This is a genomic window from Sphingorhabdus sp. SMR4y (assembly GCF_002218195.1).
Taxonomy (GTDB): domain Bacteria; phylum Pseudomonadota; class Alphaproteobacteria; order Sphingomonadales; family Sphingomonadaceae; genus Parasphingorhabdus.
Map to the genome: position 1 here is coordinate 3066580 of NZ_CP022336.1, position 21869 is coordinate 3088448.

Sequence of the window (21869 nt, forward strand, 5' to 3'; positions counted from 1 at the left end):
AGTGTTTGAGGAATCCAGGAGCTGGATGCCGCCGTCGGGCCTTCGCCTGTTGCTCGCATTGCTCATTGGCGCTTTGGCCGTTGCCCCCGGTGAAGCCGTTGCCCAGAAGCAACCGGATTCGGAGCCAGTCACCTATGTCTTCAAGCGTGGCGACACGCTGTTCGGCCTCGCCAATGACTATCTGCGGAAATTGTCCGACTATCGCACAGTGCAGCGGCTTAACCGTATTGCCGATCCCCATCATATGCCGGTTGGAACATCCCTCCGGATCCCGGTTGCCCTGCTGAAATATCGCCCGAGCGAGGCCAGGCTGAGCGCGTTTCGTGGAAATATTGCCATCGTTTCGAATGGCCAGAACCGGACGGCGGTGGCGGGGATGACTATCGGGGAGGGCAGCAACATCAAGACGGCTGCGCGCAGTTTCCTGACGCTGCAGCTGGAAGACGGGTCGCGCGTTTCCCTGCCATCGAACAGCCATGTCCGGATTACCCGCCTGCGGCATATTCTGCTGACCGACAGCATTGATTATGAACTGGCCGTCGACAAGGGCCGGATGCGCTCGAAAGTCGCGCCGCTGGAAAGAAAGGCTGACCGTTATCGCGTCCGCACTCCGGTTGCGGTTTCCGCCGTGCGCGGGACGGATTATCGGACCAGAGTGGATGAAATGTCCGGCACGGCCTTTTCCGAAACGGTTGAGGGCGAAGTGGTTGTGGCGGCGGGCGAAAGCCTGAGCGGGGCGACATTGCTGTCCATCCCCGCCGGTACCGGCGCCGCAGCGACGGTGACCGGAGCGCTTGCGAAAGCGGAACTGCTGCCGCCACCGGAACTTCTGGATCCCGCAAAATTGCAGTCCGAGGCGGAATTGCAATTCGCAGTCGAACCGAGCGAACCCGCCGTCGGCCATCGAATCAGCATCGCATCGGATGCCGGCTTTGTCGATATCGTCGCGGAAACAATGGTGCAGGGCACGCTGCTGGAGCTGCCGACGATTCCCAACGGTCGCTATTTCGCCAAGATCACGGCGCTGGCGGCAGACGGTTTCGAGGGCATGCCCGCCACCTATAGTTTCAAACGCCAGCTCAGCACCTTGGGCGGCAGCGCCGATGCCGGTGATTTCGGGTATCGCTTCAAATGGTTCGGCGAAGGCGAGGGAACGCGATATTATCGGCTGCAGGTCCTGAAAGACAGCAAGACATCGGTGCCGATCATCGACGAAACCGGGCTTTCGACCGATACGGTCACGCTGTCGGATCTGGCGGACGGGGAATATTTCTGGCGCGTCGGCGTGATCCAGTTTTCGAGTGATCCCGATGATCCGGAAGCGATAGAAAAATGGACCGACTTCGAAAAAATGACCGTGGCCAACTAGCGGTCCGAGTCCGGCTTTTGACCGAAGCTTCGCCAAGGCCTTTGCGCCGATGAGACTGCGCCAGCGCCTGGTGGCGGAATGGCTGGCCGTGGCATTGCTGGCCTCCGGGATGGTGGCGGCACTGGGCTATTGGGACAGTCTGTCGCGCTTCGACAATCTGGTTTATGACCAGCTCGCCGGCATCGATCGCCCGGACGCGTCTCCGGATATACTGATCGTCGAGATCGATGAAGAGAGCCTTGCCGCTTATGGCAAATGGCCATGGCCACGCCAGCGGCATGCGCAGCTTTTCGAGCAGCTGGTTGCCGGCAAACCGAAGGCGACCGGTTTCGATGTTCTGCTCAGCGAACCGGGGGACTCCGAGGATGATCAGCAACTGGCGCAAGCGATGGCGAGGGTGACGAACCTGTTCCTGCCGCTGCACTTCGTCTTTCCCGGCAGCAACGGCGCAGAATTTGATGTCAGACAGCCGATCGCCCCTTTTACGGCCGTGGCAACCGGTCTCGGGCATGTCAATCTGCTGTTTGATCCCGACGGCGTGGTTCGTCGCGCCAATCTCTGCTTTGGCGAGAAGCATTCGGGGGCGGAATGGCCGCATCTGATGGAGAGAATCTACCAGAACGTCGAAGGCGGTTCTTCTGCTGCCTATGACCGGCTGGACAATTGTGAGCAAAAGCTGCTGCTGCCCTTCGCCGAGCGTGGTGGTTATCAATCGATATCCTATGCGGCCCTGGCCAGCGGAGAGGTGCCGCCCGCGTTTGTCGAGGACAAGATCATCCTGATCGGCGCGACGGCCAACGGCATGGGCGATCAATATCCGGTGCCCCTCGGGGATGGCGGTACGCTCGCCGGAGTCGAGATCATGGCGAATCTCTACAGCGCGATCGTGCGCGATAATTTCATCCGGCCGGTCACGTTTACCCAGCATTTGTTGCTGTCGCTGCTGCCGGTCTGGATATTGCTGCTCGGTTTCTGGCGCTGGCGGCCGCGGACCACGATCATGATATCCTTTGCCCTGATAGCAACGATATTGCTGGCGAGCGCCGCGTTGATGCAATTTTCCCTGTGGTTCGCGCCGGGAATCGCCTTGCTCGGGGTGTTGATCGTCTACCCGGTCTGGGGCTGGCGCCGATTGCAGGCGACGAGCGATTTCATGGATGGCGAACTGGAGCGTTTCGGCCGGTCGAAGGTCGACATACCGATCATGCGGACGGAGCTCGGACCTGTCGATGTGATCACCGGACAGGCGGAACAGCTGACCCACGCGATTTCCCATGTCCGTGACTTGCGGCGGTTTATCAGCGATGCGCTCAGGAACCTGCCGGATCCGATGTTCATCACCGATCTGCGCGGCAAGGTGACTTTCGTCAACCGGCTGGCCCAGACCGGAATGGAAGATGGCGCCCAGAATCTGGCGCTCGATGACATGCTGAACCGCTTTGTCTCGGCCGAGGACCTGCAGGACGTGAAGGATTATCTCAACCAGAAGAGCAGGCCGACCAGGCAGGATTATGTCGAATTCACCTCGAGCGACGGGCGGATTTTCGCCATGCGCCGTGCGCCGGTGGCGTCGGACGAGGGCTTGCTGCGGGGCTATATCCATTATCTGGCGGATATCACGGAAGTGGCCAATGCGGCGCAGCAACGGGAGGAAGTGTTGCAATTGCTGTCGCATGACATGCGGGCACCGCAGGCCGCCATTCTGGCTCTTCTCGATGGCCGGGAAGCCGACGAAACCACCGGCCGGATCGAGAGTCATGCGCGTCGCACGCTGGCACTGGCCGACAATTTTGTCGGACTGGCCCGAATCGATGCCAGCGAGTTTTCCGGCGAGGATATCTTGCTCGCGGAGCTGGTCGAGGAAGCCAATGACAGTCTCTGGCCGCTCGGGCAGGCGCGCGGCATCCGTTGTGACGTCGATGACCAGTCGGATGGCGCCTTTGTCCATGTCGAGCCTTCGAGCCTCTACCGCTCCTTCGTCAACCTGATCGACAATGCCATCAAATATAGCCCGGATGGCGGCGTTGTGACGATACGGATCCGGGTGACGGATCTGGATGGCCAGCCCTTCGTCTCGGTAGCCATATCCGATCAGGGCGAGGGCATATCCGAAGCCGTGATCGGTCAGCTTTTCGAGCGCTTTGCCAGCGATGACACAACGGCCCATTCATCCATCAAGGGCGCCGGTCTGGGGCTGAATTTCGTTGCCAAGGTGATCGCCAGACACGGCGGTCATATCAGGGGCGAAAACCCGCGCGATGGCGGCGCCTGTTTCACCGTGCTGTTACCCATGGCTCCCGATCTCGAGGATCAGGCGGGCTGAGTCACTCGATGCCCTGACGGGTGCGGACGCTGCTCCGCGGGCCGGCCGTGGGCTCCTTGTCCAGCCCCGAGAGAGCGGAATCGATCAGGTGGGGCAGGGACTGGGCGATTGTGCCCTTGCAATGATATTCCGCGGCGCTGCCGGAGTAGAGCTTGCGTCCGCGGACCTGGTCGAAAAGACTCACCGTCAGCCGATGCTCGCGATCCTTGCAGGACTGGAATCTTTTCTGCTTTTTCGCCGGCGTGATCGACTGTGCGGCTTTGTCGGTGCCAGCCTCGACGGCGATATCGGCCGGCCGGTCGGCCAGCGCGACATGGACCAATATCGATGCGTTCGAAGAGGATATATATCCCCTCCGTTCCAGCGATTGCGTGACCAGATCGCGGGCATCGACCAGATCGCGGTTGGCCACGGCATCGACCGGCGAGGTGGTGAATGTCTTCTGTTCGGACGGGGCAACCAGCTGGTGGGTCTGGACGCGGGTCTGGATCGGTCCGGCACAGCCGGAAACCGCCAGTGCGCTTGCCAATATCCATGAGACTGTCCGGATCATCGACTTCTCCGCAGGTTGCATTCAAAGGGAATTGATAATCCGCCGGGCCGGAAAAGTCACGCAGATTGGCATGACCCTTTCGGGTCTATCGGGTCAGCGCGTAGTAGAGCACATAGAGCCAGGAGAAGAAGCCATGGATGATCGCCCAGAGGATCGACTTGTGCGTGGTGAAGCTGATCGCGATCGCAAGCGCACTGCCAAAGCCGACACCTTTGCTGACGATTTCCTTGCGGACATATGTGGCTCCTCTGCTCATCGGCGATTCTCCAGGGGCATAATCTTCAGGACGCATCCGCTCGGGCTTGGTCTTGCCGGCCATGATCAGGCCGCTTCCCGGGCCCGGTCGGACAATTCCTGATTGAGCATTTCGGCGAGCAGGAAGGCCAGTTCCAGCGATTGCGCGGCGTTCAGACGCGGATCGCAATGGGTATGGTAACGGTCACCGAGCGATGCATCGGTGATGGCCACACCGCCGCCGGTGCATTCGGTCACATTCTGGCCGGTCATTTCGCAATGGATGCCGCCGGCAAAAGTGCCCTCGGCCCGGTGGACAGCGAAAAAGCCGCGTACTTCGCTCAGGATACGGTCGAACGGCCGCGTCTTGTACCCGCTTTCCGCCTTGATCACATTGCCGTGCATAGGATCGCAGGACCAGATCACCGGATGACCCGATTTTTTGACAGCGCGTACCAGAGGCGGCAGCCCGCTTTCGATCTTGTCGTGGCCAAAGCGCGTGATCAAAGTGATCCGGCCGGGTTCGCGCGCCGGATTGAGCGTGTCGAGCATTTTCAGCAAAGCATCGGGAGTCAACGATGGCCCGCATTTCAGCCCGATCGGGTTGCCGATGCCGCGCAGGAACTCGACATGGGCAGAGCCCTCGAACCGGGTCCGGTCGCCGATCCACAGGAAATGTGCGCTGGTGTCAAACCAGTCGCCGGTCAGGCTGTCCTGACGGGTCAGGCATTGCTCATAGGGCAGCAGCAGGGCTTCGTGACTGGTATAGAAAGATGTGGCCTTCAACTGCGGAACCGTGTCCGGATTGATGCCGCAGGCTTCCATGAAGGCCAAGGCTTCGCCGATCCGGTCCGCCATTTCCTCGAATTTCTTCGCCCACGGGCTGCGTGCCATGAAATCATGGGTCCAGCCGTGCACCTGCTTGAGATTGGCATAGCCGCCGGTCGAAAAGGCCCGGAGCAGGTTGAGCGTCGCCGCGGCCTGGTTATAGGCACGGATCATCCGCTCGGGATCGGGATCCCGGCGGCTGCTGTCAAATTCGATGCCGTTGATGATATCGCCGCGATAGCTGGGAAGCTCGACGCCATCCTGCACTTCGACATTGGACGAGCGCGGCTTGGCAAATTGCCCTGCCATGCGACCGACCTTTACGATGGGCAGCTTTGACGCATAGGTCAGGACCACCGCCATTTGCAGAATGACGCGAAATGTATCGCGAATATTGTTCGGATGAAATTCCGCGAAGCTTTCGGCACAGTCTCCGCCCTGCAGCAGGAACGCCTTGCCAGCCGCCACTTCTGCCAGATCCTGTTTCAGGCTGCGGGCTTCACCGGCAAACACCAGCGGCGGATAGCTGCCGAGCAGCTCTTCCGTTTCCGCGAGTTTTGTGGCGTCCTTATATTCGGGCATGTGCAGCCCTTCAAAATCCCGCCAGCTATCTGCCGTCCAATTTGTCGCCATTCGAGCGCTCCGCTTCATTTCCAATAAAATCGAGAGCCTTTAGGCGGGAGTCAAGGGCAATGGCAAGGGAAACCCAGTGTTGGTTGCCCGCGAAACTATCGGGGGAACGGGGCTGCCGGCTAGCCCCCGGGCTTTTTCTTCCAGCTGCCACTGTCGCGGAACTCGGGTTTGATTTGGCCAGCATCCGGCAATCTCTGTCCGGCATAGGCCTGATCACCGCCTCTGGCCCTTGCCTGAGCGCTATAATCGGGCGCCTTGTAGGTTCGGGGTATCTGCACATCCGGCGCCAGGCCGGAGCGGTTATTGCGAAGGGCATGATCGGCAGCAAGCGCGGCGGCCCTGTCAGCTTGCGCGGCTTCCGTTTCGGCCTTGCGGCGGGCTGCCTCATAGGCCTGTTCCAGTGCAATCGGATCGAGCGCTGTAGCAGAACCACCGTCGCGGACGGCATTCTCGCGACGGGGCTTTGGTGCCGGTAAAGGCTCTCCGCCCGCATATTTCTGGCTGAAGGCGCTGGCTTTCCCCGCATTGCCTTTCCAACTGTAGAAGCGATGAGCTCCGACCGTTCCGAGAAACCGCAGGCTTGGAGCCCAATATGGATAGACATAGCTTGCATGATAATGGGTGGCCGTGCCGACGGTGGTGTAGCTTTTCCCCGCCAGTGCTTCCGCTGCGACCTTCTTGGCGCGGTTCCAGTGAAAGCTTGCAGCCTTGCGGCGCAGCGAACCGTCGCATGTATAGGTAAACTGACAACCGGTCGCCCGCTCGCTGCCCTGATAGATCACGCCGCATATCGTGCCGGGATAGCTCGGGTGACGGACCCGGTTCAATATCACCTGGGCAACGGCGCGCTGGCCGGCATCGGGTTCCATCCCGGCTTCATAATAGATCGCCTGCGTCAGGCAATATAACGCCCGGCTGTCATCTGTCGTCGAGCCGCGGAAGGCGATCGGGCGGATCAGATGCGCTGTCATCGCCCGGTCCGTATCGTTGCCGATGCTATCGGGTAAACCGTCAATCGCTCCGGTTTCGGCGAGCGGATCGGCACCAAATCCCCCGTAATTGCGAGGAATCGCATAATTGGGATCGAGAAAATAAAAGGCGGAGCCGGCAAAATTTTCTTCCGCGCGTTCGACCGGTTGCAATTGTGAACTGCTGGCGCGGAACTGCTGCGCATCGACGCTCGATTGCGGCAGGGTTGCCGGAATCAGGAGCAGGCTGCACAGAAACAGCACCGTCAATATTCGTTCGCGGATCGATAGCCTGGCAAGGGACCCGGCCCACTGGCCCGATTGTGACGGGCGGGAGTCGATAGCGGGCCGGTCGACCTGAGGTTCGACTGGCCCCTGTTCTGCTCTGGTCAGCCGCTCCGGACACGCGCGACCCTGCCCGTAATCGGGAATATTGTTGCTCAGAGGCGGAACATAGGGTGGAGGTACGCGCACGTGTTTTCTAATGCCTGATTTGGCCCAGCAGGGCAGATGGCGCGGAATATAGCCGTCTGTGACGGCTGATGCGCGCTGCTTGAATATGCTGTTTCAACATGGGACGCGTTTGTCTGGAATATTAAACGGTTAACGCAATATTCTGCGCCTGCCTGCGAACCAGATACTGCGCGAGAAAATAACCGGCTATGCCGAATATTACCCCGCCAATGGCCGGGGCGACTATGATGCCGTCCAGCCCGTAATATTCGCGGCCGAGCCAGAGAAAGGGAAGGATTCCCAGCGTATTGCGCAGCCAGTTCATCAGAGTAGACCAGCCGGGATGGCCGAGATTGTTGCAGGCGGCGTTGCTGATGAACAGCATGCCGTTGAAGAAGAATAGGGGAGTCAGCAAGACGGCAAATAGCCAGAACACGTGTCGGCCGTCCCCGACCAAATGAAAGGCATCGCTGATCGTGCTGCTGAGCAGATAGAGGATCGGCCAGATCAGGAGGGTGTAAGCAAGGGCGAACAGCGTGGCCTGCCGGATCGTCGTGCGGACCCGATCATATTGCAGTGCGCCGAAATTCTGGCCGATGATCGGTCCGACCGCGCCGGACAGCGAAAACATCAGGCAGAATGCCACCGGTACGACCCGGCTCACGACCGCGAAGCCGGCGATCACGTCATCGGAATAGTCGGCGATGAAGCGATAGGAGATGAAACCCCCAATCGGCGTCGCGACATTGGTCAGGACCGCCGGAAACAGAATCGCCGTGATCGGCCGGATGTCGGCACGAAAGCCGGGCAGGGTGAAGCGCTCGAAGCCGCCGTAATTTCTGATAATCGTCCGGATCGCATAGAGTGCCGAAACGACGACTGCACAGGCGCTGGCGACCGCCGCGCCGTTGATCCCCCAGTCAAAGCCAAAGATGAAAATCGGGTCGAGAATTGCATTGGTGATGCCCATGCTGAGCGTGACATGCATCGATCGGCGGGCCGCGCCATGGGCGCGCAGGAAGCCGGAGCAGACCATCGCGGCCGCGCTGGCCGGCATGAATGGTGCGACGATCCGGATATAACCCGTTGCCGCCTGATTGGCCGCACCGTCGGCGCCTGCCAATTCCAGAATTCCGGGGGCGAACTGAAACAAGAGCAGCGCCAGGGGAATCATCATCAGCATGCTGAGCACCAGGATGTTCGTCAGGTAACGGCGTGCCTGATCCGGATCACCCCGGCCGATATGGCGACTGGCCAGCGCGCTGGTGGCGATCATCAGGCCGATATGGAAAGCCGTGCCGAAGAACAGGATCGTGGCGGCAAAGCCCATTGCCGCGGTCAGCGAGCTGTCGGCCAGTTGCGCGATGTAGAACAGATCGGCAAAATCCACGAGAAATATGGTCAGCGTGCCGATGCTGGCGGTCAGCGTCATGCTGGTGATATGCCGTAACAGACTGCCGGTCAGGAATATGGCGGGTCGGGTCGCGATAATACTGTTCCACTGCAGATCGCCTTGGCCGGAACTGGCAATGGCGGAAAAGATAATTTGCCCTATAGTCTTTTGCCAAGGGGTCAATTCCTCTCTATTGGAAAATGATCTTTGGAGAGGGGCAAATGGTCTATCGAAAAGCACTGGTCGCGCTGATGATTGCGACATTGGCAGGTTGTTCTGCAGCGGAGGAGGAGAATATATCCTCGTCGCCGGACCGCGATGTTTTCGAGCGTCGCAACACCGCGCCTGACCCGGCGGACAATACCCTGGAACCGCGGCGGGCCGAACAGGCCTATGCCCGAATCGCGCTCAATTGCATCAACAAGCAATATCCCAACAAGATCAGCCATGTCCTCAACAGCGCTGCCGATGTCGCCGAGCCGGCAAAGCTGACACCGATATTCTATGGCTGTTTCGACTGGCACAGCGCTGTTCACGGCCATTGGCTGCTCACCCGACTCTGGGGACAGGATCTGGTGCCGGAGATGGACGAGGAAATCGCGGCCGCGCTGAAGGCAAATTTTACCGCAGAGAAGGTCGCCGGTGAACTGGCCTATTTCCAGGGTGCGGACCGGACGGCGTTCGAGCGGCCTTATGGTATCGCATGGTTTCTGCAACTGACGGCCGAATTGCGCGATATCGCGAATGGCACGGGCGGAAAGGCCGAGCAGGCGAAGCTATGGCTGGCCCGGCTGCAACCGCTGGAAACCCTGATCGTCGGCAATATCAAGGACTGGCTGCCGAAACTGGCCTATCCCGTCCGGCTGGGGACACACAACCAGTCCGCCTTCGCCTTTGGCCTGTTCCTCGACTGGGCCGCGCGCAGCGGCGACCGGGAGCTGGCCGCTCTGGTGCGTGAGAAAAGCCTGAGTTTTCATCGCCAGGACCGCGATTGTCCAATGGCTTATGAACCTTCGGGAGAGGATTTTCTGTCTTCTTGCCTGATGGTGGCCGACCTGATGCGGCGGGTGATGGATGGCGATGAATATGCCCGCTGGCTGTCCGCTTTCCTGCCCAATATCCCCGAGGATGGCAGCGGTGACTGGCTGGCGGTCGGCATTGTCAACGATCCGACGGACGGGAAGCTGGTTCATCTCGACGGGCTCAACCTGTCGCGAGCGTGGGCGCTGGAAGGCATGGCTTCCGCGCTTCCGGCCGGTGACGCGCGCCGCGCATCGCTTCTCGCATCTGCCAGGCTGCACGGCGATTCGGGAGAACAGGCCGTGCGGACGCCGCATTATTCCGGTAGCCACTGGCTTGCCAGTTTCGCGACTTACTGGCGGACCCGGCGGGGAATTGATGCAACCGGCAGCAATCCGGATTCGTGAAGCCAAGTCCGTCCATCCGACCGGCGCGCATCGTCGAGAGCCGAACGCCAAGTCTGTTTTACCGGCTGTTTCCCGTCAATCGCGATCTCGCGATCAAGTCGATTTTTGGCGTGTGGGGTGCCTATTTCCTGTTTGTCACCAGCCGTGTCCTATATGTGCCGCAGAGCAATCCAGACGCCCTGTTCGTGCAGCGCATCCTGATGACCAGCATTTGCATTACCGTCACCTGGCTGCTCTATCGCCTGCTGGTCATGGTGCGTTGCAAAGGCATGGGGGCGGCGATTTTCATGCTCAGCCTGCCGACCATGGTCCTGGCCAATTATATCGCGCTCGTCGACCAGATCGTTTTTAATCATGACGCCGGCTTGTTCGACTTTTCCTATCTGCTCAATCCAGTCGATTTCGCAGCATTCGACTGGGCCTATGTCCTGGACGAAGCATTTACCCGCTATTTCATTCTGGTCAGCTGGGGAGCCTTGTATCTGGCTCTGTCGCACAGCAAGAACGTACAGCGGATGATGGTGCACAGCCGTGAACTAGAGCGGGTCAACCGGTCGAGTGAATTGCGGGCTCTGCGTTACCAGTTGAATCCGCATTTTGTCTTTAATGCGCTGAACTCGGTCAGCAGCCTGATTATCGACCGGCAAAACGAGCAGGCGGAAAAGCTGGTCGATGACCTGGCCGACTATATGCGGGCGGTTCTGACCGGTGGTGCGCAGGACATGATTACCGTGGAGCAGGAAATTGCCCAGCAGGTGCGCTATCTTGAAATCGAGCGCATGCGTTTTCCGCAGCGGCTGCTCTATTTTGTCGATGTTGAACCGGCGGCAAATGACTGGAGCATTCCGGCGCTGATCATCCAGCCGCTGATCGAGAATGCCGTTAAATTCGGCGTGTCAGCGGCGGACCAGCCGCTCAATATCATCATATCCGCGCGCGTGGAGGAGGATCGGTTGCGGATCAGTGTCGCCAATGACGGCAGAGTGGAAATCCCGCCGACGCAACCGCATGACCGGGCGGCGGGGACCGGGACCGGACTGACCAATATCCAGAGCCGGTTGCGGGCGTTATACGGGCAGAATGCGTCGCTGCTTTTGGCGAATAGCAGGGACGGCATGGCGATTGCGACCATCGTCCTGCCCGATCCCTCCCTGATCTTCGAGGATCTGTAAACATGGACCAGCCGCCGCCATCGGTGCTGATTGTCGATGACGAGCCGCTTGCCCGCACGCGGCTGAAAGCATTGTGCGAACGAATCCGGCTTTTCGGCGAGATTGCACTGGCCAATAGCGGCCGCCAGGCAGTCGAGAAAATCAGGCTGAAGCAGCCGGATATCCTGCTGCTTGATGTCGATATGCCTGATTTCTCCGGACTCAAGGTTGCGGAATTCTGCCAGGCGCTCGGCCATATGCCGGAGATTATCTTTACCACGGCGCACAGCACTTATGCGGTGCAGGCCTTTCGTCTGGAAGCCACTGACTATTTGCTGAAACCGGTGAAGGAGTTGCTGCTGCGCGAAGCGGTGGAGCGCGCCATTGCCAATCGGGCACGCGCTGTAAACAACGGGGAGGCGGATGCCGTCGGGCGGCTGTGGGTGCAGGACGGGGCCGGGGCGCTGCAACTGATGGTTTCGGATATCGAATGGGTCGAGGCGGAGCGCGACTATATGCGGCTATATCTGCCCGATCGCAGCTTTCTCGTGCATCAGTCGATGCGCTCGCTGGAACGACTGTTGCCCGACGAGCTGTTCGTGCGCGTGCACCGGTCCGCCATCGTGCGAAGGGATTGCATCGCCGAGGTCCGCCGCAAGGGGCGCAAGCGATATGTCATCTTGCAGGACGGCAAACAGCTGCCGATAGGCCCCCGCTATGCCGAGAGAATAGCCGGGTCCGGTCAGGCCGGGCGTTTGGGCGGATCCAGAACGGTCACCGAGTAACGCGGCGCCGGTGCCGGCTGTTGCAATCCGCCGACGTCTACGAATGTCTGCCTTTCGACATTATGGGGATGTTCCTTGGCCTCCGCCAGCGACAGGACAGGGGCAAAGCATATATCCGTTCCCTCCATCAGCGCGCACCATTGGTCGCGGGTCCTGGTCTTGAACAGCGCGGTCAGCTTTTCCTTCAGCACCGGCCATTGCCGGGGATTCATCTGGGCGTCGAAATCGGCATCGTCGGTCAGGCCGGCGACTTGCCGAAGCTCTGCGTAAAATTGCGGCTCGATCGACCCGATCGAGATAAATTTGCCATCGGACGTCTCGTAGCTGTCATAGAAATGCGCGCCGGTATCGAGCAAATTGACACCCCGTTCGTCCTGCCACTGGCCGATATTGTGAAAATCGAAAATCATTGCCATCAATGCGGCCGAGCCATCGGTCATCGCGCAGTCCACAACCTGACCGGTGCCGCCTGTTTTCGCGTGCAGCAGGGCGGAAACCATACCGAACGCCAGCATCATGCCGCCGCCGCCGAAATCGCCCACCATATTGATCGGCGGCGTCGGCTTTTCGCCGGCCCGCCCGAAAGCATGCAGGGCGCCGGAAATGGAAATATAGTTGATATCATGGCCCGCTGCGGAGGCGAGCGGTCCATATTGGCCCCAGCCGGTCATCCGGCCGTAAACAAGCTTGGGATTGTCGGCGAGCAGGATGTCGGGTCCCAGACCAAGCCGCTCCATCACGCCCGGGCGGAAGCCTTCGATCAGACCATCGGCATTTTTCACCAGCTCGCGGGCCGTCCTGATGCCTTCTTCGGATTTCAGGTCGATCTCGACCAGATTGCGGGACCGGGAAAGGGCAAGGCGCGGATCCGGGGCGGCCCCCGGACGGTGCAGAACGGTGACGGTCGCGCCCTGGTCGGCCAGCATCATGCCGCAGAAGGGGCCGGGGCCGATTCCTGCAAATTCGATGATGTTGATACCCGTAAGTGGTCCCGCCATGTCCTGCTCCTGTTTAATCGAATGATTAAACTGTCCTATGCAGGGAGGTTTCCCTAATCAAGCTTAATTTTGAGCCTTGATTCGCGGGTCAGCGCGTGCGTTGTCCCTTGCGCAATGGCGGAACCTTTTTTGTCTGCTGACGCAGATAGCGGGGCAATTCCATCTTCTTTTGTCCGACCGGCTGTCTCGCGAGCTTGGGGTCGATAGGATGATCGAAGGCCACGCCGAATCTGCCCTGCGCGACCCATGCCACACGACCGGTCACCTGACCGATATTGCGCAATTCCAGCTGAACCTTGTCGCCGCGCTTGGCGAGAACCTGTGCTTCAGCCATCAGGCCACCGGCCGACAGGTTGCGAATCCGGACTTCACCGCAATCATCGCCATCCACGAAGTTCAATGCAGCCTTGAGAAACAGGCTGTCGCGATCCAGCTGCCGCTTCGGTTGGTCAAGCGCCTGGCTGTTCATTTTCAGACTATCGTCAAAGGGCTCGTTCATGGGCTTCCCGTGGTCGGTAAATGTAAATACATGTCTCGCATAGCCAGTAGTAAGGCGAAATTGGTGCAAATTTCGTTAATTGTAATGACTGTTTCTTGCAGCGAATATGTGCAGTTCAACGGACCAGACACGTCGGCGCCGGCGACGAAATGTTGAGAATGCCTGGGCTTTCCGCCGAAGCAGAGGGGTAAGTCACTGGTCGCGCGAGATTTTCTCGTTCCGTTCATGCGCTTCCTGCGCTTCGACGGTCATGGTCGCGATTGGCCGGGCTTTCAGCCGATCGAGCGAAATCGGTTCGCCGGTGACCTGGCAGTAACCATATTCGCCCTCGTCGATCCGCCTCAGGGCCGCATCGATTTTGGAAGTCAGCTTGCGCTGGCGGTCGCGGGTCCGCAGTTCAAGGCCCCAGTCCGTCTCACTCGACGCCCGGTCATTGAGATCGGCTTCCTGAATCGGGCCGTCCTGTAAATGCGCCAGAGTCTCCTTGGATTCGTCGATGATTTCCTGTTTCCACTTTTTCAGAGCCCGTTTGAAATAGGCGAGCTGGCGCTCGTTCATGAACTCTTCGTCCTCGCTCGGTTCATAGCCGTTCGGGAGGACCTGCTCTGCGCCATTTTCTGTGGATGCTTTTTTTACCGAGGATGCCAACATACTCTCCAAACATCATGCCTGACCCGAACTTCGGAAGGCGGGACCATTTACAGGGCGGGCCTATACCCAGCGGAGTCACTGGAAACAAGGCGCAAAATCGCTATCCACCCAATAATCCGCTTATTGTAAAATTTTGCGCCAAAATTTGATTGGGCTTTATATATTTTTGCGTGATTGAATAAGGGGAATGCTGCTGCAATTGCGACGCAAAATGCGCTTTTCTTTCGGGATATCGTAAGAAAGCTGTCGGCATGAGTTCCAATTCGGGACATTAACCCTGAACGGGTACGATCTGTTAACCTATTTTTGCGTTTCGCACTCGAAAACAGCGTTAAAGCAATTGTTATTTACCAATTCTTCTGTCTTTCTTGCGCATGTCGAGGCCGCGATCAGTGGTGCTGCCTTCGAGAGGCAGGCTGATTGATGCGGTCCACAGCGGAAGAGAGATAGATTATGTCGGTACGTATGGCTTTGGCAAAATTATGCGCCTGCACTTGCGGGGGGGCACTCATTGGTGGTGGCGCAGTGCATGTTTCAGAGGCGCCAGCGGCCCCTTACGTCAAAAAGATGTCGAAAAAGAAACCGGTCCGGGCTCGGACGATCAGGAAGGGTGAGCCTGCCCGCAAGATCAAACGGACAAGACGCACGGTGACCAAGACCACGACGTCCTGTCAGCCATCGGTTGTCACGATCGCCCAGACGCCGGCACCACAGCCGATTCCTCTGCCTCCCTATATTCCGCCGGCTCCGCCTGTCAGCAGCAGCGGCGGTTCAATCCCGGTCGTGATCGGCGGCAGCGGCGGCGTTGGCGGCGGCGGATTTTTCGGAGGTTTCTTCGGTGGTGGCAGCACCGGTGGCGGAACAGTGGTGATTTCCTCGACCAGCAGCGGTGGTTCGACCAGCACATCGACAGGTGGTGTAACAAGCACCGGCGGTTCAACCAGTACATCGACGGGCGGCAGCTCTTCTTCGTCCAGTTCTTCCTCCTCCTCCAGCTCGTCCAGCAGCTCTTCGAGCAGCTCATCCGGTTCGAGTGGCGGAAAACCCGGCAAGCCGGGGCATGGTTCCAGCGGAGGCTCGGGCTCCTCAGGTTCTTCGGGCTCCTCAGGTTCTTCGGGCTCTTCGGGCTCTTCCTCGTCCAGCAGTTCGTCCTCGTCCAGTTCGAGCGGCAGCTCCACCAGCAGTTCGTCTGGTGCAACCGGCGGATCTTCCAGCTTCGGCGGGACGTCGAGCGGCTCTTCGAGCAGCTCTTCCAGCTCCAGTTCGTCGAGCAGCAGTTCCAGTTCGTCTTCGGGCGGCAGCACCGGTGGATCGACCGGTGGCACGGATGTTCCGGCACCGCCCGTTGTGTTGCTTTTTGGTGCCGCTGCAGCGGCCCTGTTTGCCCGCCGTCGCAAAGCGAAAAAGGCAGTTGTTGCCTGAGCAGTCTGAGCCAGAGAAAACAGAAAAAGCGGCTGGAGCGATCCGGCCGCTTTTTTCTTTGCAGTCTTGCAAGTGAAACAGACGCTCGGCATAGGCATTGGCCATGCATGATATAAAATATATTCGCGAAAATCCCGACGAATTCGATGCTGCGCTGGCGAAGCGTGGAGTGGAAGCCGTAGCGCAAGACATTCTGGCGCTGGACGAACAGAGTCGCGGCCTGAAAACCGAGATGCAAGACGGGCAGGCGCGTCGCAACGAGGCCTCCCGGGCGATTGGCAAGGCAAAGAGTCAGGGCGACGAGGAGACAGCGCAGGCGCTTATGGCAGAAGTTGCCGAGCTGAAAAGCAAATTGCCGGCAATTGAAGAAAAGGAGAGGGATGTCTCCGCCCGGCTACAGGACATGCTGGCGGCGCTGCCAAACCTGCCGGCCGAGGGCGTCCCGCCCGGTGAAGACGAAGACAGCAATGTCGAGGTCGAGCGCTGGGGCGAACCGCGCAAATTTGATTTCGACCCGAAGGAGCACAGCGATATTGGTCCGGCTCTCGGTCTTGATTTCGAAACGGCTGCAGCAATGTCCGGTTCGCGCTTTGCTTTTCTGCGCGGGCAGATCGCGCGTCTGCAACGGGCAATCGGGCAGTTCATGCTCGACCAGCAGACCGTCGAAAACGGTTTCGAGGAATGCGCACCGCCGGTGCTGGTTCGCGATCAGGCGATGTTCGGAACAGGGCAGCTGCCCAAATTCTCAGAAGATTCCTTCCAGACCACAAATGGTCACTGGCTGATCCCGACCGCGGAGGTCAGCCTGACCAACAGTGTAAGTGGCGAAATATTGGATGAGACCCGGCTGCCGATCCGGCTGACTGCGCTTACTCTCTGTTTTCGCAGCGAAGCCGGGTCTGCCGGCAAGGATACCAAGGGGCTGATTCGCCAGCATCAGTTCGAAAAGGTGGAAATGGTGGCCATTTCCCATCCTGACAACAGCGACGCCGAGCATGAACGGATGACCGAAGCCGCGGAATCGATTTTGAAAGCACTCGAACTGCCCTACCGCAAGATGTTGCTCTGCGCCGGCGATATGGGCGCAACAGCTCGCAAAACCTACGATCTGGAAGTCTGGTTGCCCGGACAGGACACGTATCGCGAAATTTCGAGTATATCGACTTGTGGCGAATATCAGGCGCGGCGCATGAATGCCCGTTTCCGGCCGGAGGGAGAAGAAAAGGGTACGCGATTTGTCCATACTCTCAACGGTTCGGGCCTTGCTGTCGGCAGGACCCTGGTCGCTATTCTCGAAAATTATCAGCAGGCGGACGGTTCTGTGACGATTCCATCGGCCTTGCTCCCCTATATGGGCGGGATCGACAAGCTGGAGCCAGTGTAATGCGTATATTGCTGACAAATGATGATGGTTTCGATGCGCCCGGGATGAAAATCCTGTTTGATATCGCTTCGCATTTTTCCAACGATATCTGGATTGTCGCGCCGTCTGACGAGAATTCCGGTGCCGGTCATTCGCTGACCATCACCCGGCCACTGCGTATTCGCAAACGCGGTGACCAGCAATATTCCGTTGATGGAACACCAACCGACAGCGTGATGATGGCGGTTGCCAAAATCATGAAGGACGGGCCACCCGACCTGATTCTGTCCGGGGTCAATCGGGGCGCCAATCTCGGTGAGGATGTTACCTATTCGGGGACGGTGTCGGCTGCCATGGAAGGTGCGCTGGCCGGCATCCCGTCAATCGCCCTTAGCCAGGATTATGCCCGCGGAGATATGGGCGCTGACGTGCCGTTTGATGCCGCCGTGCATTGGGGCGAACGCGTGCTGCGGCCCCTGATCAAGCAACGCATGGACCACCGGACACTGGTCAATATCAATTTTCCGGCGCTCCCGGCGAGCGATGTCAAGGGCGTACAGGTCGTGTCGCAGGGCATTCGAGACTATGGACGGTTGCAGATCGTCAGCAACCGGGACCCGCGCGGGTTCGAATATCACTGGTTCGGTCTCGGGCCGATGGTGGAGACGCCGGCCCATAGTACCGATCTGGAAGCCATTGCCGATGGCTATGTCTCGGTTACGCCGCTGCATCTGGATCTTACGCATTATCAGTCCATGGATGGTTTGAAAAAACTTTACCCCTGATCGCGATCCACCCGCCCGAGATTTTACTAGGCTTTGGCCTGCGGGGCTGGCAAGCTGCGCTTTTGTTGCTAATAGCGTTTCCGTAGGGAGGGGCTGGCGAATGGGAGCCTATATGCGTGATATTGCGATCCTGACACTGCTTGTCGCAGTAACGGCCTGCATTCCGCCGGGGCGTACCGACTATACCTCGCCTCCGCCTCCTCCTCCTCAATTGCCTGTGGAATCTGTTGATTTCGGTACCGCGCCTGAACAAGCACCGCTATCCACCTGGCAGGCGAGTCCCGTAACGGCGAATGCGCAACGGGTGGAAACGGGAACATATATCGTTCAGCCCGGCGATACGCTGCGCGGGATAGCCAACAAGACGGGGGCAGGTTCGCAGATCATTGCCGCGGCCAATGGCCTGGTTGAGCCCTATGTCATTCATCCCGGTCAGCAATTGAAAATCACGGGCGGCCGCTATCATGCGGTCAAATCCGGTGAGACCGGTATTGCCATTGCCCGGGCCTATGGCGCGCCATGGCGCGATGTTGTGGCGCTGAACCAATTGGAAGAGCCCTATATTTTGCGCGTCGGACAGAAGCTGCTGCTGCCCGCCAGTGCCCCGAGTGACCCGGCCAGTCTGAGCATCGAGCAGCGCGCGGCGGCCTTTGATCTGGACATTGACGATATTGTCACCGGCAGCCAGCCGGCGCTCGCCGATGGTGCCGTTGCGGGAGAGGAATCCGAGTGGCGAAAAGCCGTCACGCCCAATGTCACGATCGCTACGCCGACGAATTTTGCCGGTCGATTTCGCTGGCCGGTCGATGGTCGCATCCTTTCCGGCTTCGGAAGCAAGGGCGGTGGCAAGGTGAATGACGGTCTGAATATCGCTGTTCCCAAGGGAACGCCCATCCGGGCGGCGGCAGACGGCGTGATTGCCTATAGCGGTGACGAGATTGGCGTATTTGGCGGGCTGATTCTGATCAACCATGGCGCCGGCTGGGTGACCGCTTACGGTCATGCCGACAAGCTTGATGTCACGCGCGGCCAGACTGTCAAGGCCGGCGAAATCATCGGTCTGGCCGGTGAAAGCGGCTATGTTCAGGAACCCCAGCTGCATTTCGAGATTCGCAAGGATCGCAAGCCGGTCGATCCGAACATGCATCTTCCGAAACGCGGCTGAACCGGTCATGGCAGACAGCAATCGCAAGATTTCCGATTATTTTACCCTCCGGCGGCGACCCAGCTTGCCGGTCTGGGCCGATATTGCGTGGCGTGTAACCTTTGTTCTCGCCCTGATCGGCATGGCTGTGGCGGTACATTATTTCGACCGAAATGGTCTGCAGGACAGCTATGACGGGGATGTCAGCTTTCTCGATGTCGTCTATTTCACGATGATCTCGATCACCACCACCGGCTATGGCGACATCGCTCCGGTGACGGAAAGGGCGCGCATGTTCGATGCGCTCGTTGTGACTCCTATCCGTATCTTCGTCGTGCTAATCTTTGTCGGTACGGCCTATAATTTTGTTTTCAAACGAACCTGGGACAATTGGCGCATGAAACTGATTCAAAGCAATTTGCACGACCATATCGTGATCGCCGGCTTTGGTACGAGTGGCAGCGAAGCTGTGCACGAACTGCTCGCGCGCGGGACCGATCCGGAGGAAATTGTCGTTATCGACTCTTCCGACGAAGCCTTGTCGCAAGCTGAAAAACTGGGCTGTGCGGTGATCAACGGCGATGCCACGCGCGACAATGCCCTGATGAACGTGAAAATTTCGCGCGCACGGTCGCTGATCGTATCGGCCGGACGGGACGATACCAGCATCCTGATCGTGCTGACAGCGCGCCATCTGGCCTATCATTTGCCGATCAGCGTATCGATCAAGGCAGCGGACAATGAGCTGTTGGCGCGGCAGGCGGGCGCGACTACGGTCATCAACCCGGTCAGCTTTGCCGGCCTGCTGCTCGCCGGCAGTTGCGAAGGAGCCAAGATTTCCGACTATCTCAGCGATCTTGCTTCTGCCACTGGCCGGGTCAAACTGGTCCAGCGGTCCGTGTCCGAGGATGAAGTCGGCATGGCGATGAGCGAAGTCGTCGGCAATGGTCTGGGCGTGCGCATCTATCGCGGGGACGCGGTAATCGGGTTCTGGGAGCCGGAAGCAAAGCAGTTGGAAGCCGGTGATGTCATCGTCGAGATCATTCCCGGCAACGGTGCCGAGACGCCGGAGAAGGAAGAAGCCTGAACCGGTGTGTACCTTGGTTCATGTTGCACCTGCGAAATAAGCCACTATCTAGGCAGCTCACTGACGGAGCTTGCTGATGGCCGACACGATAGACATGCCCACCGGACTCCGTCCGCCGCACAGGCTGGCGCAACTGGGGGAGCTGACCCTGCCGCTTGATCTCATGCGCTTTGGCTTGCAGTGGCCGCGGCTGGTAACGGCACCGCGTGGCGACGGCCGGCCGGTCTATCTGATCCCCGGCTATGGCGGCAGCGAATTGTCGATGCGCCCGCTGGAGGGCTTTCTCAGGCGGATCAACTATGATGTTGTCGACTGGTCGCTGGGCCGCAACAAGGGGGCGGTGGACCGCGATGTGGCACGCTTTACAGCGGTCGCGGAAGAGCGGTTTGCCGCCAATGGCGAGCAGGCCTTCACCCTGATCGGCTGGTCGCTGGGCGGGATCATCGCCCGGGAGACTGCGCGCCTGTCCCCCCATCTGGTGCGCGAGGTGATTACCATGGGCACACCAGTCATCGGCGGTCCCAAATATACTACGCCCGGCCAGCGCTTTGCCAAAGCCAATGATCTGCGCCTCGACCAGTTTGAGCGCGAAGTGCATCAGCGCAACAGTATCGGCATCGACCAGCCGCTGACCGTGCTCTATTCCAATCGCGACGGCATTGTCGGGCCGGATATCGCAAGGGATATCTACAATCCGCAGGCCCGCAATATCCGCGTCGATGGCGGGCATATGGGGCTGGGCTTCAACCCCAGGGTCTGGCGGATCATCGCCGACACGCTCGCCGGGCGGGGCTGAGCGGTGCGCCGGTTCAGTCCGCCGCCGTCTCCTTCGGCTTGCGCCACAGATAGCGGTAGACGCCAAACAGGTTTATCCCGAGCAACACGACATTCTGGATCGCCAGCGGGTTGTTGCCGTCGAGCAGCGAGGCGGCGATCCAGACGACCGACGAGCCGCAGAACAGGACGAATCCATAGCCGCTGACCTTGGCGCCCGCGTTGAGCGAGACCATCGCGGCGGCGATCATGCCGCTGATACTCGCGGACCACCGCAATATGTCGACCAGTTCCATTCTGTTGCTCCCGCTGTTGCATCGGATGTTGATGCAGGGGCTACGCATGGAGAAGGGTGCTGGTTCAATTGACGGGCATTTTTTTGACCGGGGCGGGAACTTTTCTGCCGGCCAGCCATTGGTGTAGCAAGCCGGGCGTTGCCTCTCCCTCCCACTTGTTGGCGACCCCGGCGTCTTCATGCCCGTTCGATATCCGGAGCCCTGTGCCAACGCTCTCTATTCATTGCCCAAACCAGGCGTGGACAACGCCCATGGCGGTGTAGAAGAGCAGCCAGTAGCCGGCATCGATGAAGAACAATGTCTTGCTCTTCTGCGAGAAGAGATAGTTGGTGCCGATCGCCGGTACGATGAAGCCCAGCGCGACGCCAAAGGCGGTCAGAACCTTCACCCCGAAATCCAGATCCGCGGCATAGGTCGCGAATGTATGGGCGAGGGTCCACGAGGCGACCAGGCTGAAGGCAAAGGCGCCGCCATAGATCATGCCCATATTGCCGTCCTTGATCTGCTCTTCGGTCAGCCCGACAGCGCCCATCCACTTCCTGCCCATCACCGGCCCGTACCAGATGCCGCCGACCAGAAAACCGGCCAGCGCGGCGACAATGACCGCAATCCAGTTCACATCGAAAATGTTCATATCATCCTCCCTGTCATGCCCGCGAAGTCCAGGTTTTCCCGACCATGCCGCGCGGATCGGGGCCGTTTATACGCCGCCAGCGGCTTTTCGACAAGTTCG

General features: G+C 59.4%; 21 protein-coding genes. 10 read left to right on the forward strand and 11 right to left on the reverse strand.

From position 1 onward, the window contains the following. The first annotated feature begins 25 nt into the window (after positions 1-25). Both SPHFLASMR4Y_RS14815 and SPHFLASMR4Y_RS14820 read left to right on the forward strand, forming a co-directional pair. A complete protein-coding gene (locus SPHFLASMR4Y_RS14815; RefSeq protein WP_145955554.1) occupies positions 26-1369 on the forward strand; it encodes a FecR domain-containing protein in 1344 nt (447 codons plus the stop codon). Between the two features lie 49 nt (positions 1370-1418). After that, entirely contained in the window at positions 1419-3692 is a 2274-nt protein-coding gene (locus SPHFLASMR4Y_RS14820) for a CHASE2 domain-containing protein (protein ID WP_089134237.1), read from the forward strand. Between the two features lies 1 nt (position 3693). On the opposite strand, the gene SPHFLASMR4Y_RS14825 is transcribed toward SPHFLASMR4Y_RS14820, so the two are convergent. The 5 genes from SPHFLASMR4Y_RS14825 to SPHFLASMR4Y_RS14845 form a co-directional block, all read right to left on the reverse strand. Beyond that, positions 3694-4245, reverse strand: coding sequence for a hypothetical protein (locus SPHFLASMR4Y_RS14825; protein WP_145955555.1), 552 nt, complete (start codon positions 4243-4245; stop codon positions 3694-3696). Positions 4246-4330: 85 nt separating this feature from the next. Continuing rightward, positions 4331-4501 carry a hypothetical protein gene (locus tag SPHFLASMR4Y_RS17195; protein ID WP_186265963.1) on the reverse strand — a complete coding sequence of 57 codons (171 nt, stop codon included), beginning with the start codon at positions 4499-4501 and terminating at the stop codon, positions 4331-4333. A gap of 65 nt (positions 4502-4566) precedes the next feature. After that, on the reverse strand, positions 4567-5940 hold the full coding sequence (locus SPHFLASMR4Y_RS14835) for a class II 3-deoxy-7-phosphoheptulonate synthase (RefSeq protein WP_089134240.1): 1374 nt from the start codon (positions 5938-5940) through the stop codon (positions 4567-4569). 119 nt (positions 5941-6059) lie between these two features. Further along, positions 6060-7382, reverse strand: coding sequence for a cell wall hydrolase (locus SPHFLASMR4Y_RS17395; RefSeq protein ID WP_260806991.1), 1323 nt, complete (start codon positions 7380-7382; stop codon positions 6060-6062). A gap of 121 nt (positions 7383-7503) precedes the next feature. Beyond that, entirely contained in the window at positions 7504-8937 is a 1434-nt protein-coding gene (locus SPHFLASMR4Y_RS14845) for an MATE family efflux transporter (RefSeq protein WP_186265964.1), read from the reverse strand. 38 nt (positions 8938-8975) lie between these two features. Here SPHFLASMR4Y_RS14845 and SPHFLASMR4Y_RS14850 point away from each other — a divergent pair, with 38 nt between their 5' ends. From SPHFLASMR4Y_RS14850 to SPHFLASMR4Y_RS14860, 3 genes are read left to right on the forward strand one after another with little or no spacing between them, the layout of a single operon-like run. Beyond that, positions 8976-10181 (forward strand): DUF2891 domain-containing protein, encoded by a 1206-nt coding sequence (locus SPHFLASMR4Y_RS14850; RefSeq protein WP_222102936.1) that lies wholly within the window; start codon positions 8976-8978, stop codon positions 10179-10181. Then, positions 10178-11353, forward strand: a complete 1176-nt coding sequence (locus tag SPHFLASMR4Y_RS14855) for a sensor histidine kinase (protein ID WP_089134241.1) — start codon at positions 10178-10180, stop codon at positions 11351-11353. Before SPHFLASMR4Y_RS14850 ends, SPHFLASMR4Y_RS14855 begins: the two co-directional genes overlap by 4 nt. 2 nt (positions 11354-11355) lie before the next feature. Next, positions 11356-12117 carry a LytR/AlgR family response regulator transcription factor gene (locus SPHFLASMR4Y_RS14860; RefSeq protein ID WP_089134242.1) on the forward strand — a complete coding sequence of 254 codons (762 nt, stop codon included), beginning with the start codon at positions 11356-11358 and terminating at the stop codon, positions 12115-12117. Here the strand turns inward: SPHFLASMR4Y_RS14860 and SPHFLASMR4Y_RS14865 are convergent. The 4 genes from SPHFLASMR4Y_RS14865 to SPHFLASMR4Y_RS17200 all read right to left on the reverse strand — a co-directional run bounded on the left by SPHFLASMR4Y_RS14865 (position 12075) and on the right by SPHFLASMR4Y_RS17200 (position 15590). Next, positions 12075-13115, reverse strand: a complete 1041-nt coding sequence (locus tag SPHFLASMR4Y_RS14865) for a CaiB/BaiF CoA transferase family protein (RefSeq protein WP_089134243.1) — start codon at positions 13113-13115, stop codon at positions 12075-12077. The two genes, SPHFLASMR4Y_RS14860 and SPHFLASMR4Y_RS14865, sit on opposite strands and share 43 nt — an antisense overlap. 88 nt (positions 13116-13203) lie before the next feature. After that, entirely contained in the window at positions 13204-13614 is a 411-nt protein-coding gene (locus SPHFLASMR4Y_RS14870; RefSeq protein WP_260806992.1) for a PilZ domain-containing protein, read from the reverse strand. 192 nt (positions 13615-13806) lie between these two features. After that, positions 13807-14265: an RNA polymerase-binding protein DksA gene (dksA, locus tag SPHFLASMR4Y_RS14875; protein ID WP_089134244.1), complete on the reverse strand. Its 459-nt coding sequence runs from the start codon at positions 14263-14265 to the stop codon at positions 13807-13809. A gap of 731 nt (positions 14266-14996) precedes the next feature. Then, positions 14997-15590, reverse strand: a complete 594-nt coding sequence (locus SPHFLASMR4Y_RS17200) for a hypothetical protein (RefSeq protein WP_186265965.1) — start codon at positions 15588-15590, stop codon at positions 14997-14999. Positions 15591-15790: 200 nt separating this feature from the next. Between SPHFLASMR4Y_RS17200 and serS the strand changes: the two genes are divergently transcribed. The 5 genes from serS (at position 15791) to SPHFLASMR4Y_RS14910 (ending at position 20862) form a co-directional block, all read left to right on the forward strand. Further along, positions 15791-17071, forward strand: coding sequence for a serine--tRNA ligase (gene serS, locus SPHFLASMR4Y_RS14890; protein ID WP_089134245.1), 1281 nt, complete (start codon positions 15791-15793; stop codon positions 17069-17071). After that, positions 17071-17835 carry a 5'/3'-nucleotidase SurE gene (gene surE / locus SPHFLASMR4Y_RS14895; protein WP_089134246.1) on the forward strand — a complete coding sequence of 255 codons (765 nt, stop codon included), beginning with the start codon at positions 17071-17073 and terminating at the stop codon, positions 17833-17835. Before serS ends, surE begins: the two co-directional genes overlap by 1 nt. A gap of 112 nt (positions 17836-17947) precedes the next feature. Then, positions 17948-19000 carry a M23 family metallopeptidase gene (locus SPHFLASMR4Y_RS14900; protein WP_089134927.1) on the forward strand — a complete coding sequence of 351 codons (1053 nt, stop codon included), beginning with the start codon at positions 17948-17950 and terminating at the stop codon, positions 18998-19000. Between the two features lie 7 nt (positions 19001-19007). Next, positions 19008-20066: a potassium channel family protein gene (locus SPHFLASMR4Y_RS14905; RefSeq protein WP_089134247.1), complete on the forward strand. Its 1059-nt coding sequence runs from the start codon at positions 19008-19010 to the stop codon at positions 20064-20066. A 76-nt stretch (positions 20067-20142) separates the two neighbouring features. Then, positions 20143-20862, forward strand: coding sequence for an esterase/lipase family protein (locus tag SPHFLASMR4Y_RS14910; RefSeq protein WP_145955557.1), 720 nt, complete (start codon positions 20143-20145; stop codon positions 20860-20862). 13 nt (positions 20863-20875) lie between these two features. Here SPHFLASMR4Y_RS14910 and SPHFLASMR4Y_RS14915 read toward each other — a convergent pair whose 3' ends face one another. Together SPHFLASMR4Y_RS14915 and SPHFLASMR4Y_RS14920 are read right to left on the reverse strand one after the other, a co-directional pair. Beyond that, positions 20876-21136 (reverse strand): hypothetical protein, encoded by a 261-nt coding sequence (locus SPHFLASMR4Y_RS14915; RefSeq protein ID WP_260806993.1) that lies wholly within the window; start codon positions 21134-21136, stop codon positions 20876-20878. Positions 21137-21356: 220 nt separating this feature from the next. Next, on the reverse strand, positions 21357-21770 hold the full coding sequence (locus tag SPHFLASMR4Y_RS14920) for a DUF1761 domain-containing protein (protein ID WP_089134250.1): 414 nt from the start codon (positions 21768-21770) through the stop codon (positions 21357-21359). Positions 21771-21869 lie beyond the last annotated feature (99 nt).

Coding starts and splice junctions, on each gene's coding strand:
- surE (WP_089134246.1), top strand. CDS start 17,071: ATGCGTATATTGCTGACAAATGATGATGGTTTCGATGCGCCCGGGATG.
- dksA (WP_089134244.1), bottom strand. CDS start 14,265: ATGTTGGCATCCTCGGTAAAAAAAGCATCCACAGAAAATGGCGCAGAG.
- SPHFLASMR4Y_RS14900 (WP_089134927.1), top strand. CDS start 17,948: ATGCGTGATATTGCGATCCTGACACTGCTTGTCGCAGTAACGGCCTGC.
- SPHFLASMR4Y_RS14820 (WP_089134237.1), top strand. CDS start 1,419: ATGAGACTGCGCCAGCGCCTGGTGGCGGAATGGCTGGCCGTGGCATTG.
- SPHFLASMR4Y_RS14850 (WP_222102936.1), top strand. CDS start 8,976: ATGGTCTATCGAAAAGCACTGGTCGCGCTGATGATTGCGACATTGGCA.
- SPHFLASMR4Y_RS14915 (WP_260806993.1), bottom strand. CDS start 21,136: ATGGAACTGGTCGACATATTGCGGTGGTCCGCGAGTATCAGCGGCATG.
- SPHFLASMR4Y_RS14905 (WP_089134247.1), top strand. CDS start 19,008: ATGGCAGACAGCAATCGCAAGATTTCCGATTATTTTACCCTCCGGCGG.
- SPHFLASMR4Y_RS14860 (WP_089134242.1), top strand. CDS start 11,356: ATGGACCAGCCGCCGCCATCGGTGCTGATTGTCGATGACGAGCCGCTT.
- SPHFLASMR4Y_RS14910 (WP_145955557.1), top strand. CDS start 20,143: ATGGCCGACACGATAGACATGCCCACCGGACTCCGTCCGCCGCACAGG.
- SPHFLASMR4Y_RS14835 (WP_089134240.1), bottom strand. CDS start 5,940: ATGGCGACAAATTGGACGGCAGATAGCTGGCGGGATTTTGAAGGGCTG.
- SPHFLASMR4Y_RS14825 (WP_145955555.1), bottom strand. CDS start 4,245: ATGATCCGGACAGTCTCATGGATATTGGCAAGCGCACTGGCGGTTTCC.
- SPHFLASMR4Y_RS14815 (WP_145955554.1), top strand. CDS start 26: ATGCCGCCGTCGGGCCTTCGCCTGTTGCTCGCATTGCTCATTGGCGCT.
- SPHFLASMR4Y_RS14865 (WP_089134243.1), bottom strand. CDS start 13,115: ATGGCGGGACCACTTACGGGTATCAACATCATCGAATTTGCAGGAATC.
- SPHFLASMR4Y_RS17195 (WP_186265963.1), bottom strand. CDS start 4,501: ATGAGCAGAGGAGCCACATATGTCCGCAAGGAAATCGTCAGCAAAGGT.
- serS (WP_089134245.1), top strand. CDS start 15,791: ATGCATGATATAAAATATATTCGCGAAAATCCCGACGAATTCGATGCT.
- SPHFLASMR4Y_RS14870 (WP_260806992.1), bottom strand. CDS start 13,614: ATGAACGAGCCCTTTGACGATAGTCTGAAAATGAACAGCCAGGCGCTT.
- SPHFLASMR4Y_RS14920 (WP_089134250.1), bottom strand. CDS start 21,770: ATGAACATTTTCGATGTGAACTGGATTGCGGTCATTGTCGCCGCGCTG.